A 14100-nucleotide genomic window follows, 5' to 3' on the forward strand; every position below is an offset into this window, starting at 1 on the left:
GCGGATTACAGGGACTCAGCCCCCGCTGCGCAGCACCGCGCAGAACTTCTTTTCCAGGATCGCCGGGTTATAGGAAAGCTTTGCCTTGCGCAGGCCCTCCTCCCCCAGGTCCTCCTCCCGGTTGATATATCGGTACGCCCCGCCAAAAGCCCGGGCATACTCCCGGTTGATGATCGGGTAAGCGCCGTTGACGTCGTGCCAGGCCTTTTCCACATGGGTGCCCAGCACCTCCGCGGATATCTTGCTGCCGTAGCAGAACGCCACCAGCTGCCCGCCGGTGCGGACCAGCCCGCCCACCAGGCCCAGTTCAAAATAGTGGTCGAACACCATCTCGATGGCCCGGTGCTCCCGCGCCAGCCCCTCGTCCGCGTCGCAGCCGTAGGTCTGGCACCAGCGGTTATTGAAAGCGCGCACCTCGGCCAGATTTTCCGGCGCGATGGGTTCAAACACATAATCCGGGTGATCCTTGCCGAAGCGGCTGATGTGGTTGCGCTTTTTTTGAAAGATCTTCCCCGGCAGCTCCTGCAGATCGGTGGACAGATAGAGATAATCCTCTTCGTCCCGGTCCTCGCTGAAAGTGAATTTCCCGGGGAACAGCGCCTCGACCACAGCGACCTCGCTTTCCGGGATGGAGTAAAACATCGGCTCTTTGCCGGCGGCCAGCGCGTCCTCCACGCAGGCGCTCAGCACCGCCTCCAGATCTTTCCCCCCGACCGGGTAAAGAAAGTGATGATGGGTGCGCCCGATGTTGCGCGCCACCACATAGTCCCGGTATTCGGCGATCTCGGTCCCGTAAACATGGCTCCACATATAGACATTGGCGAACGCGAACTCACAGGACCTAAAGCCCGCGCCCTCAAGGCGCGGCCTGGCCCATTCGCCGTCCGCCGCGGTGATCTCATGAAATTGCATAAACCCGTTCCCTTCTCAATTTGTTGCCTGGGCGCCCGCGCGCCAAAATCGCGCCGGCCGCGCCTTTTTTGAAACCGCACAGCGGTCCTTTTTGTTACAGGGCCTGCCGTGCCGCCGCCAGCACTTCGGCGGCGATCTCGTCCAGGGGGCGCATCGCGCCGTCCCTGCAGCAGCGGATGGAGCACCACCCCAGCCTGTCCGCGCAGTAAACGGCCGCGGCCCTGCTTTTTTCCAGATAAACCACGTCCCGCTCGTGGATGTCCTTTTTCTCTTCGCGGCCCCCGTAGCGGCCGCTCATGAGCCGCTGGCTGACGGCCGGGTCCACGTCCAGATACAGCACCGCATCCGGCGCCGGGATGCCGATCTTGCCGTACTCAAAATCAAACAGCCAGTCCAGATAGGCGTCCCAGCCCGTCCGGGGCAGTTTGGAGCACTGATGCACGGCGTTGGAGGTGGTGTACCGGTCGGCGATCAGCACCCCGCCACCCTCATAAAAGCCTCCCCAGTCGGTCTTGAAACCCGCAAAGCGGTCCACCGCGTAAAACGTGGAGGCCGCGTAGGCGTTTACATCGTCCGGGCGGCGGCCGAACTTTCCCCCCAGATACATTCTGACCAGCGCACTGGACGGTGATGCATAGTTGGGAAAGCTGATCTTCCGGCTGGCGATCCCCTCCCGCTCAAAAGCCTGCTGCAGCAGGGCGCTCTGGGTGGCCTTGCCGGAGCCGTCCAGCCCCTCGATCACGATCAGTTTGCCCATGTTTTATTTCACCAGCTCCTCTTTCAAAGCCGCATAGCGGTCCCGCACCTCTGCGGCGCGGCCGCAGCTCATCCTGCCCTCCGGGCAGGGGCCCTTGACGCAGGGCGGCCCGGCTTTGGCAAAAAGAGCCGGCGCGATCGGATAAACCAGCCGCAGCATCTCCTCCGCCAGCGCCCGGATCTCCCACTGGGCCCGGCTGCAGCACCGGTGCGCGAAAAAGTTGTAAAGGCTGCGGGCGTTCATCGTGACGATCATCTTGGTGTCGCATGCGTTGGGCAGCACAAAGCGCGCGTCTTCAATGGCCAGCTTCTCGGCTTTGCGGGCGGCGGACTTTTCCTCCTCCCCCGCTTCCATCAGGGCTTTTTTGTGGTCTTCTTTCAGCAGCGAGGCGATCTTTTCATAGCTTTCGGCCTCTGCGCGCATCATCTCGAGATAGGCCTCTTTCGCGGCCTCATTTTTTTCGATCTCCGGCGGCACCACATACTCAAAGTTTTCCAGCCGCACATAGCGCTGGCTCTGCACGCTGTACGAGGCGATGCGGTGGCGGGTGATCTGCGCCAGCAGGCTGCGGGACACCCCCTCGATGGCAAAGGTAAAGCTGACGTGTTCGACAGGGCTTTCGTGCCCCATCTCCGCGAGGCGCAGCACGAACTCGCGCGCCTTTTCGGCCGTCAGCCCCTCCAGCAGTTCATCCACGCCGCAGTGGGCATAGCAGAGCTTTGCCGCCGCTGCAACAATCTTTTCCGGTTCCGGCGTATAGGCCAGCAGCTGTACTTTCATGCTCGGTCCATCCTTTCTATCCCCTCTGTTCTGTCCCCGGGGGCGCACAGGTCCCGCGCCCGCGCAGGGCTCAGTGCGCCAGGGTCAGCGGCGCGTAGTTTGCCATGGTCTTTTTGACCCCCGCGGTATCAAACCTGATCTCAACGATCGTATCCCCGGCGATGGGGGTCACTTTCAGCACCGTGCCGCGGCCGAACACCTTGTGCTCGACCAGATCGCCCGGCTTGAACGCGATGCCCGCCCCCCGCTTGGCCGCGGCCGTGGGGCGCGGGGCCGTGCCGGTCAGGCCGCTGCGGGCGGTAAAGCTGCGGAAAGACTCCGCCTGCCGCGTGGTCTCCCTCTGGCGGGCTGCGCCGGCGCTGATGCGGGTGGTCGCCATCGCCGCGACAGGGCTCTCCTCCACCTGCAGCTCCCCCTCGCCGATCTCGGTCAAAAAGCGCGACTCGGGGTTGCGTTTGGTCTGCCCAAAGATCATGCGGGTGCGCGCGCAGGAGAGGTAAAGTTCTTTCTTTGCGCGGGTGATGCCCACATAGCACAGACGGCGCTCTTCCTCCAGGTCCTCGTCGGAATAGCGGCTCATCTCACCGGGGAAAACGCCCTCTTCCAGGCCCACCAGAAACACATAATCAAATTCCAGCCCTTTGGCCGCGTGCATGGTCATCATGACCACGGTATCGGCCTCTTCATCATAGCCATCGATGTCCGAGATCAGGGCGACCTCTTCCAGATAGCCCTCCAGGCTGGCCTCGTCGCCCTTTTCATCCGCATAGGTCTTTACAGAGGAGACCAGTTCGCCCAGGTTTTCCAGGCGGGTGCGTCCCTCTTCTCCCTGTGCCTCCAGCATCTGTCGGTAACCGCTGCGGTCGATGACGGTGGAGACCAGTTCATCCAGCGGCTGCTCCTGCGCCGCGGCCGTCAGGTCGTCACAGATGGCGCAGAAATTTTTCAGCGGCACCAGCGCCCGCCCCAGGGCCGGGTAATTCTGTGCCTCCGCGATGACCTCCATCAGACCGCAGCCAAGGCCCGCGGCGATGCCGGCGGCCGCGTCCAGCGTGGCGGCGCCGATCTTGCGCGCGGGTTCGTTGATGATGCGGCGCAGGCGCAGGTCGTCGCGCGGGTTCGCGATCACCGACAGATAGGAGATGATATCCTTGACTTCTTTGCGGTCAAAGAAGCGGTGCCCGCCCACGATCTTATACGGGATGCCCGCACGGGCAAAATAGGTCTCGATCGGGCCGGACTGGGCGTTCATGCGGTAGAGGACCGCATGGTCGCGCAGGTGCGCCCCGTTTTTCAGGTTCTGGCCGATGACCGAGGCGATATGCGCCGCCTCGTCCTGCTCATTGTCGGCGCGGTAAAGGCAGACCCTGTCGCCCTCGCCGTTGTCGGTCCACAGCGTCTTGCCCTTGCGCCCCACATTGTTTTTGATGACCCTGTTCGCAGCGTCCAGGATGCTGGTGGTGGAGCGGTAATTCTGTTCCAGCCGCACCACCTTGGCCCCGGGGAAATGCTGCTCAAAGCTGAGGATATTTTCGATGGTGGCGCCCCGGAAGCGGTAGATGCTCTGGTCGTCGTCGCCCACCACGCAGATGTTGTTGTGGCCGCCGGCCAGCAGGCTCACCAGCAGAAACTGTGCCACGCTGGTATCCTGGTATTCGTCCACCAGGATGTACTGCCAGCGGTCGCGGTAGTATTCCAGCACGTCGGGATGCTCCTGAAACAAAAGCACGGTTTGATAGATGAGATCGTCAAAGTCCAGCGCCCCGGCGGAAAAAAGCCGTTTTGCATATCCCTCGTAGGCGGTCGCCACCAGCTTGGTGCGGTACTCGCTGGCCTGCGCCGCCGCCGCGGCCGGGCTGACCATCTGGTCTTTCAGCCGGCCGATGGCGGAAAGCGCCGACTTGACGGGCAAAAATTTGTCGTCGATATTGTATTGCTTGTAGACCTCTTTCATGGCCCGCAGCGAGTCGTCGCTGTCGTAGATGGTGAAGCTTTTGGGATAGCCCAGATGCTCCGCCTCCCGCCGCAGGATGCGCACGCAGGCGGAATGGAACGTGCTGGCGGCGATGTCCTGCGCATCGCTGCCCAGCATGGCCTCCAGGCGCGTCTTCAGCTCGCCGGCCGCCTTGTTGGTAAAGGTGATGGCCAGCACATGCCAGGGCCGCACTGCGTTCACCGACAGCAGCGAGGCAAGGCGCGCCGTCAGCTTGCCACCGTCTTTCAGCAGCGCCTCCAGCGCGGCCACGTCCTCTTCCCCGGCGGTGCCGAAGATCTTGTCGCTGTCGTGGGCCGTGCCGTACCGCACCAGATTGGCGATGCGATTGACCAGCACCGTGGTCTTGCCGCTGCCCGCGCCTGCCAGGATCAGCAGCGGGCCGTTGACGGTAAAGACCGCGTCCCGCTGCACCGGGTTGAGCCTGCCGAAGCTCGCCTCGATCACCTGTTTTCTGAGAGATAAAAATCGTTTTTCCAATTCGCTGCTCATCCGACACCGCCTACACTCTTTTTTGACCCTGCGCCGTGCCAGTGATCTCTGCGCGCCGCGCCTGCCAATGCAAAATCAAGTTTATTATATCACAATCGGGCCCCGAGGAAAAGGGCCACGGCCCTCTCGCCCGCCCGGCGGGAGGGCAAAACGACAAAATTCCCGGACAGAAACTGTCCGGGAATTTTTCAGGCTGAAGATCAGCCCAGCATATTGATGAGGATACCTGCGGCCACAGCGCTGCCGATCACGCCCGCCACGTTGGGGCCCATGGCATGCATGAGCAGGAAGTTGGAGGGATCCTCCTGCTGGCCGACCTTCTGGGACACGCGGGCCGCCATCGGGACCGCGGAAACGCCGGCCGAGCCGATGAGCGGGTTGACCTTGCCGTGGGTGGCCCAGCACATGAGCTTGCCCAGCAGCACGCCGCCGGCAGTGCCGAAGCCAAAGGCGATGATGCCCAGCAGGATGATAAAGAGGGTCTGAGTGGTGAAGAAAGTGTCCGCGCTGGTCGTGCAGCCCACCGAGAAGCCGAGGAAGATGGTGATGATATTCATCAGCTCGTTGCCCGCGGTCTTGCAGATGCGCTCGACCACGCCCGACTCTTTCATCAGGTTGCCCAGCATCAGCATGCCCACCAGGGGGGCGGCGCTGGGCAGGATCAGCGAGATGAGGATGGTGCACATGATCGGGAAGATGACCTTTTCCGTCTTGGAGACCGGGCGCAGCTGAGTCATCTTGATCTGACGCTCTTTTTTGGTGGTGAGCGCTTTCATGATGGGCGGCTGTATGACCGGTACCAGGGCCATATAGCTGTAGGCCGCCACAGCGATCGCGCCCAGCAGATGCGGGGCCAGCTTGGAGGTGACATAGATGGCAGTGGGGCCGTCCGCGCCGCCGATGATGCCGATGGAGCCGGCCTCCTGGGCGGTAAAGCCCAGCATCTTGGCGCCGAAGTAGGTCATGAAAATGCCCAGCTGCGCAGCCGCACCCAGCAGCAGGCTCTTGGGGTTGGAGATCAGCGGGCCGAAGTCGGTCATGGTGCCGATGCCCAGGAAGATCAGCGGCGGATAGATGCCCAGTTTGACGCCTAAGTATAGCATGTCCGCAAGGCCGCCGTTATTGAGCACATTCAGAAAATCCGGGTGGCCCGACTCGGTCAGGAAAAACTCCATATGGATGATGCCGGACCCCGGCAGGTTTGCCAGCAGCATGCCGAAAGCGATGGGCAGCAGCAGCAGCGGCTCGAACTGTTTGACGATCGCAAGGTACAGCAGTACGCAGGCGATGACGATCATGATCAGATAACCCGGGTTCTCGATGATGCCCGCGAAGCCGGATTCCCGTGCGATACCGGCGACGGCGTCTAAAAATCCCTGCATGGTTAATCGTCCCCTCTCTTAAAATGGTTCAGTGTAGGAATACACTGCCGCAAGGCCCCAGCCGTTTTTCCGCGCGGGCGCCTTGGCGATGCTGCGCACGGCGACCGGCCCGTCAGATACGGCGGCCACGGCGGCGCTGATCGCAGCGACGACCTCGCCGGAGATGCCGGCCTGTACCACGGGGGCCGGGGCTGCGGGGGCCGCCTTTGCCGCGGGGGCGGGGACAGCCTTGGCGGCCTCCGTCTTGGCTTTCTTCTTGTTGTCGATGCTCACAAAGATCTTGCCCTGCAGGGTAATGATCAGATAGAGCAGTACCAGAATGGCAAAGACCAGAACCAAACCCGTGATGATCACGGTAGCAACACTTGGCTCCATTTCAGATCCCTCCTTAAAAAGCGATATCTTTTTGTATTATAATTGATTTGAGATTTTGTTTCAACAGGCAAAACCACAAATCGTTAATTTTTTGGCAATATTTTTTTAATCAAGATCCGGCGGGCCGCACACGGGGGCCTGTGCCCGTGCCCGGGCGGCTGCAGCTGCATCTACTCATCTCCGACCTGCAAGTACGGTGCCTGCCGACGCCCGCGCCCGGACGCGTAAAGCGCGGGCGAAAAAAAGAGCCCCCGGGCGGCCGCCCGGGGGAAAGCGTGAAGCGGCCTGCGCCGCGGCGCCCACAGCGGGACGCCCGCCCCGGCCAAGCCGCTTTGCAGCCTTTTTATCTTCTGCCGATGCCCGGCGTCGCGTCCCGGAAGCCGGATTCCAGCCGGTCCGCCATCGAAAGGCTCATGCCGGTGCCGCGCGCCACGCAGTTGACCGGGTCCTCAGCGGCCTGCGTCCGGATCTTGAGGCGGCGCGACATATACAGGCTCAGGCCCGGCAGCAGCGCGCCGCCGCCGGTCAGCAGCATGCCCTCGGTATAGATGTCTCCCGCCAGTTCAGGGGGCGTGCGCTCCAATACGGCATGGATGGCGGTCGCCAGTTCTTCCACACACTCTGTAATGGCCTCATAGAGGTCCCCGGTGGTCACGAGCTGGCGCCTGGGCAGGCCGTTTTCCAGGCTGCGCCCCTTGACCTCCATGGAGGCCGAAAAACCGGCCTCCGGCGCGCAGCAGCCCACGGTGCGCTTGAGGATCTCGGCGGTCTTTTCCCCGATCGCCAGCTTGAATTTATCCCTCACCACCCGCACGATGGCCGCGTCCAGCGTGTTGCCGGCCACCTTGATGGAGCTGGACTGCACTTTGCCCCCCATCGAGATCACCGCGATGTCGCTGGTGCCGCCGCCGATGTCCACCACCAGATGTCCCCGCGGGCGGGTGATGTCGATGCCCGCCCCAAGGGCGGCAGCGATGGGCTCATCGATCAAAAAAACCTGCCGCGCCCCCGCCGCCACCACGGCTTCCACCGCGGCGTCGCTCTCGATGCCGGAGATCGCCGCGGGCACGCACACCGCGACCCGCGGCTTCACCACCGGGGACTGGTAAGCTTTGACGAGAAAGCGGCGGACGATCTCGCGGGTGAGGACGTGGTCGGAGATGACCCCGTCCTTGAGCGGGCGCACCGCCATGATATGGGCCGGCGTGCGTCCCACCATGCGGTAGGCATCGTCCCCCACCGCCAGCACCTTGCCCGTATCGGTGTCCACCGCCACCACGGTGGGCTCGCTCAGCACGATGCCCTTGCCCTCTACATAGATCACCACCGAGGTGGTGCCAAGGTCGATCCCGATATCATTCTGTGCCATGCCTGCGTTCTCCTTTCCCTGCTTTGCGCGCTCCCGGCCGCGGCGTCGCCGCAAACACCACGGCCCACACCGATGCGGCGCCGCCCGCCCTGAGCATCTTTGCACATTCGTCCAGCGTGGCGCCGCTGGTCGCGACGTCGTCGCAGAGCAGCACCCTGCGCCCCTGCACAGCGGCGGTGCCCCGCAGGCCGAACGCCCCCAGCAGGTTGGCTTTCCGCTCTGCGAGCGGCAGCTCGTGCTGGCGCCTGGTCTCAAATTCCTTTATCAGTATATCATCCCAAAGCGGGATTGCAAGCGCCCCGGACAGCGCGCGGGCCAGCAGCAGCGGCACGTCGTACCCGCGGCGGCGGCGCTCTTTTTTGGTGGAGGGCACCGGCATCACGCCGTCAAAGGGCCCTCCCGGCTCCAGCTGCGCCGCCAGGGCCGCCATCTCTCTGCCATAAACTGCCGCCAGGCCGCAGGCGCCCTCAAATTTCAGCCGGCGGACCCCCTGCCGGATGGGCCCGGCATAGGCGTAACAGGCCGCGCCCCCGTCCAGAAACGCGAACCGCCGCCCCTCCCCGTCCAGCAGGGCCGACGGCCCAAAAAGGCGGCATTCCTCCACCCGCGGCGCGCACTCACAGCCGGGCGCAAACCCCATCACCTGCCCGCAGTAGGGGCAGCGGCGGGGGAAAAACAGATTTTTCAAAGCGGCAGACGCTTTTTCCATTTCGCGCTCCCCTCCCGCGCTCAGCAGACGCTTTCATCCTGCAGCAGCCGCGTCAGGCAGGAATAGCGCAGCATCTTGCGGTCGTTTTCGATCATCGCGTGCAGGGTGCCGCGACTGCCCGCCAACACCAGCAGCTGCTTTGCCCGGGTCACGCCCGTATAGATCAGGTTGCGGTAACACAGGCGCTTGGGGGTATCCGCCGCCACCGGCAGCACCACCGCCCCAAACTCGCTGCCCTGGCTTTTGTGGATGGTGACCGCATAGGCGATCTCCAATTCGCGGATGTTCTCGCCGGAGTAGGTGAGCAGCCGGTCGTCCGCGCGCACCCGCAGGCTGCCCGCCCGCGGGTCCACCGCCTCTATAACGCCGAGATCGCCGTTAAAAGCCCCCACGCCGCCCTCGCCGTCTTCCCGCTCATAGAGGATGTCATAGTTGTTGCGCACCTGCATGACCTTGTCCCCCTCGCGGTAGGTGACGCCAAAATAGGTCAGCTGCCGTTTGCCGGGCCCCGGCGGATTGAGCAGCTGCTGCAGCCGCGCGTTGAGCGCCGCGGTGCCCGTGGGGCCCAGCTTGCTGGGGCAGAGCACCTGGATATCCTCCACCGGGTCAAAGCCATAGGTCCTGGGCAGCCGCGCGGACACCAGCTCGCACACCAGCTCCTGACACGCTTCCCCGTCCGCCTGCAGAAAAAAGCAGTCTCCCTCGCGCGCGTTGGGCTCCGGGTCCTCGCCGGACACGATGCGGTGGGCCGTGCGCACGATCTGGCTCTCAGCCGCCTGACGGAAGATCTCGGTCAGCCGTACCACCGGCACCACGCCGGAGTCCACCACGTCCCGCAGCACGTTGCCCGGGCCCACACTGGGCAGCTGGTCGCCGTCCCCCACCAGGACGATCTTGCACTGGGGCCTCAGGGCACGCAGCAGGCTTTCAAACAGCTGCACGTCCACCATGCTCATCTCATCGACAATGACCACGTCGCATTTGAGCGGGTTCTTCTCATTATGGGTGAAGCGGATCTGGTCCGGGCCGCTGTAGTCCACCTCCAGCAGCCGGTGGATGGTCTTGGCCTCGCGGCGGCAAAGCTCGCTCATCCGCTTGGCGGCGCGGCCGGTGGGCGCCGCCAGGAACACCCGGTCCGCCTGCTGTTCAAACAGCGCGATGATGGCGTTGATGGCGGTGGTCTTGCCGGTGCCCGGCCCCCCGGTAAGCACCATGCAGTTGCTGGTGAGGGCGGTCGCTATGGCCTGCCGCTGCAGCGGCGCGTAGCGGATGCCCCCGGTAAGTTCCAGCAGGCCGATGGCCTTGTCCGGGTCTTTCATCTTCTGCAGCGGCAGGGACATCAGGGCTTTCAGATGCCCCGCCACCAGCATCTCCGCGCGCAGAAACTCGGGCAGATAGATATACTCGGCTCCGTCGTATTCCAGCGCGTCAAACTCCCCCTCCGCCAGGCCTGCATCCAGCGTTTCGCGCAGGGTGGGCTCGTCCACCCCCAAAAAGCGCGCCGCCGTGGGCAGCAGCTTAAAGGCCGGCAGGCAGGTGTGCCCGTTGCCGTTGTTGTGGCGCAGGATAAAGGCCAGGCCCGCCTGGATGCGGATCCTGGCCTCCCGCTCAAAATTCATCTCTGCGGCGATATCGTCGGCCCGGTCAAAGGGCAGATAGACCGGCGCGCCGCAAAGCAGGTAAGGATTTTCATGGATCAGGTCCAGCGTTGCGGGCCCCAGCGCCCGGTAAAGCGCAATGGCCGACGCGGCGGGGAGGCCCAGCCGCGCCAGGGCGGTGATCGCCTCCCGCACGCCGAAAACGCGCCGGAACTCCTCGCTGGCCGCCCGCGCCTTGGACGCGGTCATCCCCTTGACCTTTGCCAGCAGCTCCGGCTGGTTTTCGATGACAAAAAGCGTGTCGGCGCCAAATTCGTCCACAATGCGGCGCGCGGTGACGGGACCGATGCCGGGCAGCACGCCGCTGGCAAGATACCGCAGCACCGCCGCGGTGTCCTGCGGCAGGCGGCAGGTGAAAGAATTGACCCTGAACTGGGGGCCAAAGCTGGGATGGGTGACGAACTCACCCTCCAGATCGACCTCTTCGCCCTCGGCCACCCCCGGCATGGTGCCCACAGCGGTCACCAGCTCGCCCTCCGCGTCCAATTCCACCACGGCAAACCCGGTGTCGGTATTGGCAAAGGTGATATGCTCCACCGAGCCGGACAGATGCTCCATGCGCCCGCCTCCTTCCCGTCCCCGTCTTTCTACAGCCCCGCGGCCGTACCCTGTTATTATAAATCTTCGGCCGGGCTTTGTAAATGCAGCTCCCTTATCACGGCGGCCTCCAAATCGCAGGAAGCCGCAAAAGCGACCCCGCGCAGGCCCGCCGCGGGCATCGGGGCGTCCGGCACGCTGTCCCCCATGCCGGCGATCACCTGGCAGCGGGGCAGTTTCTGCCGCACCATGGCGGTGATCTCCAGCACCTGGGCGGGCGATACCGGCCCGGGCAGCACCAGCACCGCCTCTTCATTTTTTGGTTTTTCCATCCCCTCGGAAAACAGCTCCGCCAGATAATACGCCCCCAGCACCGCCATGCCGGTGATCAGGATCACGAGCAGACTGTTCACAAGACAAGCCCCCTTTTGGCCGCCGTTGGGCCGCCGTTTTTTATCTGCGCCATCTTATGCGCACAGGGGCGATCCTGTGAAAAGCGCCGCCTTTGTTTGACTTTTTGGCCTCTTTTCCTATACTTATTACAGAGAAGCAAAGCAAACTCTGTCAGGGAGGCCCCGCTGTGATCAACTATCAAAAAGAGCTGGAAAAGATCCTTGCCCGCCTGCGGCCGGAAGAAAACCGGCCGCGGCTGCTGCTGCACTGCTGCTGCGCCCCCTGCAGCAGCTACGTGCTCGAATATCTCAGCCGCTATTTTTCCATCACGGCTGATTTTTATAACCCCAACATCTCCCCCCGCCAGGAGCATGACCACCGCGCCGCCGAGCTGCGCCGCCTCATCGGCGAGCTGCCGCTCTCCTCGCCCGTGCTTTTTGAGGCCGTGCCCTATGAGCCCCAGCGGTTTGCCGAGATCGCGCGCGGGCTGGAGGACTGCCCCGAAGGCGGCGAGCGCTGCCTGCGCTGTTACCGGCTGCGGCTGGAACAGGCCGCCCGGCGCGCCAAGGAGGGCGGTTTTGACTGGTTCACCACCACCCTTACGATCAGCCCGCTCAAAAACGCCGCCCGCCTCAACCAGATCGGCGCGGAGCTGGCGGAGGAATACGGCGTGCGCTTTCTCCCCTCCGACTTTAAAAAGCGCGAGGGCTATAAGCGCAGCATCGAGCTGTCGAAAGAGTACGGGCTTTACCGGCAGGACTACTGCGGCTGCGCTTTCAGCCGCGCGGCGCGGGAAAGCGAACTTGCCGCGCGGGCCAAGGCGGACAGCCCCGCGGAAAATGCCGGCGGGCAGGCCGCCTCTCCCCCCTGCCCGCCGCCCCGCGGCGACAAGCTATAGAAGCCCGGCGCGCGCCGGGGCGCTTTTGCGGCGGCGCCGCATTTTCAAAGATGGGGCCCGCCCCCGCCTTTTCCGGCGCAAAAAAAGCGGCGGGACGCAGGCCCGCCCCACCGTCTTTTCTGCATACGCCGGCAGCGGCGGCCCCAAGCGGGCCGCCGCGTTTTTGTCTGCCGCGAACGCGTCTTGAACCGTTTTTTAAAATTTTAACCGCATTTTAACGCTTCTTTTGCCCATTTGCCTTTTTCTGTCTTTTAACCTTCTGCAAAAACGGCAATACTTTTAACTATATTGCTTTTTTGAGGAGGAACCAAAATGGAGCGTTTTATCACCGAGTCCCTGATCGACCGCTTTGCGCAGGAACTGCGTCAGCAGGAGAAAAGCCCCTCTACCGTCGCCAAGTATCTGCGCGACGTGCGCGCCTTTCAGCAGTTCGCAGCGGGCCGCGCTGTGGACAAAGAGCTGGTGCTGTGCTATAAGCGGCAGCTGCAGCAGAGCTATGCCACCGCCAGCGCCAACTCGATGCTGGTGGCCCTGGGCTGTTTTTTTCACCTTTTCGGCTGGGAGGGCTGCCGCGTGCGCCTGTTCAAATGCCAGCGCCGGGTGTTCCGCGACCGCGCCCGGGAGCTCAGCCGTGAGGAATACCTGCGCCTGGTCTGTGCCGCGCGCGGACGCGGCGACGCGCGGCTGGCGCTGCTGCTGCAGGCCCTGTGCAGCACCGGCATCCGGGTGAGCGAGCACCGCTTTATCACCGTCGACGCCGCGCGCACCGGCCGCGCAAGGGTGTGCAACAAGGGCAAAGAGCGGCTGGTGCTGCTGCCGCGGGAGCTCTGCCGCGCCCTGCGGGAGTACTGCCGGGCAGAAGGCATCCGCAGCGGCGCCGTCTTTGTGACGCGGCACGGCAACCCGCTGGACCGCAGCAACATCTGGGCCATGATGAAAGCGCTGTGCCACGCTGCACGGGTGGAACCGGGCAAGGTCTTTCCCCATAACCTGCGGCATCTGTTTGCAGTGAGCTATTATGCGCTGGACAAGGACGTGGTGCGGCTTGCCGATCTGCTGGGACATTCCAGCATCGACACCACCCGCATCTATATCGCCACGAGCGGCGACGAACAGGCCCGGCGCCTGTCCCGGCTGCGGCTGATCGCGTGACAAAAAAGCCCCACCACATAATACGGATTATGTGGTGTGTCCGCACCTTGAAAAAAGCAGAAGCCCGCCGTTTTCGGCGAGATCGCCTTTTATGGAAGCGGCAAAAGCGCGCCGACACGGCAAAGCCGGCCCTCAAAAAAGAGCCCGCAGTTTCGCGCTTTTGAAGTGCGCCCGGAACGACGACAGAAATCGCGCTTTTTCTTGATTTTTTATCCTCCATCGTGCATAATAATATGTAACAAATACATTGGTTCTACGTGCCCCACCACATAATCCGTATTCTGTCGTAAGGATGGTGACCTCTCATGTCCTGCTCCTCCCCCTGTCCAGACGCTGTCAGCGACCGCCTGCTGGACGACCTCGCCGCCCAGTTGGGCTGCTACGCCCTCTCTGAGCTGCATCAGCGGCAATGGTACCGGCGGCTGCCCCAGGTGCTGGAGGGGATAGAGGTCGGCGCCTATTCCCTGCGCGCCTGGAACGACGCCGTGTCCTATATCGCCGACCGCCGTCTGACCTTTGACGCCCCGCAGGACGCATGCGACTTTTTGATCTCCTTTGCAGAAAAAGAGCGGTAGCGGCCGGCTGCTTTTGCCTGCCGCTTTTCCCTGTTTAAAATTTTTGATTTTTTGTTTTGTCTATAACTGTTACATTTTGTGGAGAGCCTTTGCCAAGCAGCGCTCTCCTTTTTGTTTC

The 14100-nt window shown here is 63.2% G+C and carries 13 protein-coding genes; 3 read left to right on the forward strand and 10 right to left on the reverse strand.

All coding sequences use genetic code 11. The features are described 5' to 3' along the window. Positions 1–15: 15 nt before the first annotated feature. From H8S23_RS01610 to H8S23_RS01655, 10 genes are all read right to left on the reverse strand, one after another. Positions 16–912 carry a DUF2156 domain-containing protein gene (locus H8S23_RS01610; protein ID WP_186886563.1) on the reverse strand — a complete coding sequence of 299 codons (897 nt, stop codon included), beginning with the start codon at positions 910–912 and terminating at the stop codon, positions 16–18. A gap of 94 nt (positions 913–1006) precedes the next feature. Then, positions 1007–1669: a dTMP kinase gene (locus H8S23_RS01615; RefSeq protein WP_186886564.1), complete on the reverse strand. Its 663-nt coding sequence runs from the start codon at positions 1667–1669 to the stop codon at positions 1007–1009. Between the two features lie 3 nt (positions 1670–1672). Continuing rightward, a complete protein-coding gene (gene thyX / locus H8S23_RS01620; RefSeq protein ID WP_186886565.1) occupies positions 1673–2449 on the reverse strand; it encodes an FAD-dependent thymidylate synthase in 777 nt (258 codons plus the stop codon). 70 nt (positions 2450–2519) lie between these two features. Next, the gene (locus H8S23_RS01625) at positions 2520–4934 is read right to left on the reverse strand and encodes an ATP-dependent helicase (RefSeq protein ID WP_186886566.1); all 2415 of its coding nucleotides are present in this window, start codon (positions 4932–4934) and stop codon (positions 2520–2522) included. Between the two features lie 200 nt (positions 4935–5134). Next, entirely contained in the window at positions 5135–6316 is a 1182-nt protein-coding gene (locus H8S23_RS01630) for a sodium ion-translocating decarboxylase subunit beta (RefSeq protein WP_186886567.1), read from the reverse strand. 18 nt (positions 6317–6334) lie between these two features. Continuing rightward, positions 6335–6691 carry an OadG family transporter subunit gene (locus tag H8S23_RS01635; RefSeq protein ID WP_186886568.1) on the reverse strand — a complete coding sequence of 119 codons (357 nt, stop codon included), beginning with the start codon at positions 6689–6691 and terminating at the stop codon, positions 6335–6337. A 343-nt stretch (positions 6692–7034) separates the two neighbouring features. Continuing rightward, positions 7035–8060: a rod shape-determining protein gene (mreB, locus tag H8S23_RS01640; protein WP_186886569.1), complete on the reverse strand. Its 1026-nt coding sequence runs from the start codon at positions 8058–8060 to the stop codon at positions 7035–7037. Continuing rightward, positions 8047–8769 carry a ComF family protein gene (locus H8S23_RS01645; protein WP_186886570.1) on the reverse strand — a complete coding sequence of 241 codons (723 nt, stop codon included), beginning with the start codon at positions 8767–8769 and terminating at the stop codon, positions 8047–8049. Before H8S23_RS01645 ends, mreB begins: the two co-directional genes overlap by 14 nt. 20 nt (positions 8770–8789) lie before the next feature. Further along, a complete protein-coding gene (gene recD2 / locus H8S23_RS01650; protein ID WP_186886571.1) occupies positions 8790–10985 on the reverse strand; it encodes an SF1B family DNA helicase RecD2 in 2196 nt (731 codons plus the stop codon). 56 nt (positions 10986–11041) lie between these two features. Then, positions 11042–11377: a hypothetical protein gene (locus tag H8S23_RS01655; protein ID WP_186886572.1), complete on the reverse strand. Its 336-nt coding sequence runs from the start codon at positions 11375–11377 to the stop codon at positions 11042–11044. Between the two features lie 167 nt (positions 11378–11544). On the opposite strand from H8S23_RS01655, the gene H8S23_RS01660 reads away from it, so the two are divergent. From H8S23_RS01660 to H8S23_RS01670, 3 genes are all read left to right on the forward strand, one after another. Continuing rightward, the gene (locus H8S23_RS01660) at positions 11545–12255 is read left to right on the forward strand and encodes an epoxyqueuosine reductase QueH (RefSeq protein ID WP_423717446.1); all 711 of its coding nucleotides are present in this window, start codon (positions 11545–11547) and stop codon (positions 12253–12255) included. A gap of 312 nt (positions 12256–12567) precedes the next feature. Next, positions 12568–13407, forward strand: a complete 840-nt coding sequence (locus tag H8S23_RS01665) for a tyrosine-type recombinase/integrase (RefSeq protein WP_186886573.1) — start codon at positions 12568–12570, stop codon at positions 13405–13407. Between the two features lie 305 nt (positions 13408–13712). Further along, entirely contained in the window at positions 13713–13982 is a 270-nt protein-coding gene (locus tag H8S23_RS01670; RefSeq protein WP_186886574.1) for a hypothetical protein, read from the forward strand. Positions 13983–14100: the final 118 nt, after the last annotated feature.

This window comes from Anaerofilum hominis, from assembly GCF_014287275.1.
GTDB lineage: Bacteria > Bacillota > Clostridia > Oscillospirales > Ruminococcaceae > Pygmaiobacter > Pygmaiobacter hominis.

What these genes read in the sequence shown, in the direction of transcription:
- H8S23_RS01610 (WP_186886563.1), bottom strand. Translation starts at nt 912, where the DNA reads ATGCAATTTCATGAGATCACCGCGGCGGACGGCGAATGGGCCAGGCCG.
- H8S23_RS01615 (WP_186886564.1), bottom strand. Translation starts at nt 1,669, where the DNA reads ATGGGCAAACTGATCGTGATCGAGGGGCTGGACGGCTCCGGCAAGGCC.
- H8S23_RS01625 (WP_186886566.1), bottom strand. Translation starts at nt 4,934, where the DNA reads ATGAGCAGCGAATTGGAAAAACGATTTTTATCTCTCAGAAAACAGGTG.
- thyX (WP_186886565.1), bottom strand. Translation starts at nt 2,449, where the DNA reads ATGAAAGTACAGCTGCTGGCCTATACGCCGGAACCGGAAAAGATTGTT.
- mreB (WP_186886569.1), bottom strand. Translation starts at nt 8,060, where the DNA reads ATGGCACAGAATGATATCGGGATCGACCTTGGCACCACCTCGGTGGTG.
- H8S23_RS01670 (WP_186886574.1), top strand. Translation starts at nt 13,713, where the DNA reads ATGTCCTGCTCCTCCCCCTGTCCAGACGCTGTCAGCGACCGCCTGCTG.
- recD2 (WP_186886571.1), bottom strand. Translation starts at nt 10,985, where the DNA reads ATGGAGCATCTGTCCGGCTCGGTGGAGCATATCACCTTTGCCAATACC.
- H8S23_RS01635 (WP_186886568.1), bottom strand. Translation starts at nt 6,691, where the DNA reads ATGGAGCCAAGTGTTGCTACCGTGATCATCACGGGTTTGGTTCTGGTC.
- H8S23_RS01630 (WP_186886567.1), bottom strand. Translation starts at nt 6,316, where the DNA reads ATGCAGGGATTTTTAGACGCCGTCGCCGGTATCGCACGGGAATCCGGC.
- H8S23_RS01665 (WP_186886573.1), top strand. Translation starts at nt 12,568, where the DNA reads ATGGAGCGTTTTATCACCGAGTCCCTGATCGACCGCTTTGCGCAGGAA.
- H8S23_RS01645 (WP_186886570.1), bottom strand. Translation starts at nt 8,769, where the DNA reads ATGGAAAAAGCGTCTGCCGCTTTGAAAAATCTGTTTTTCCCCCGCCGC.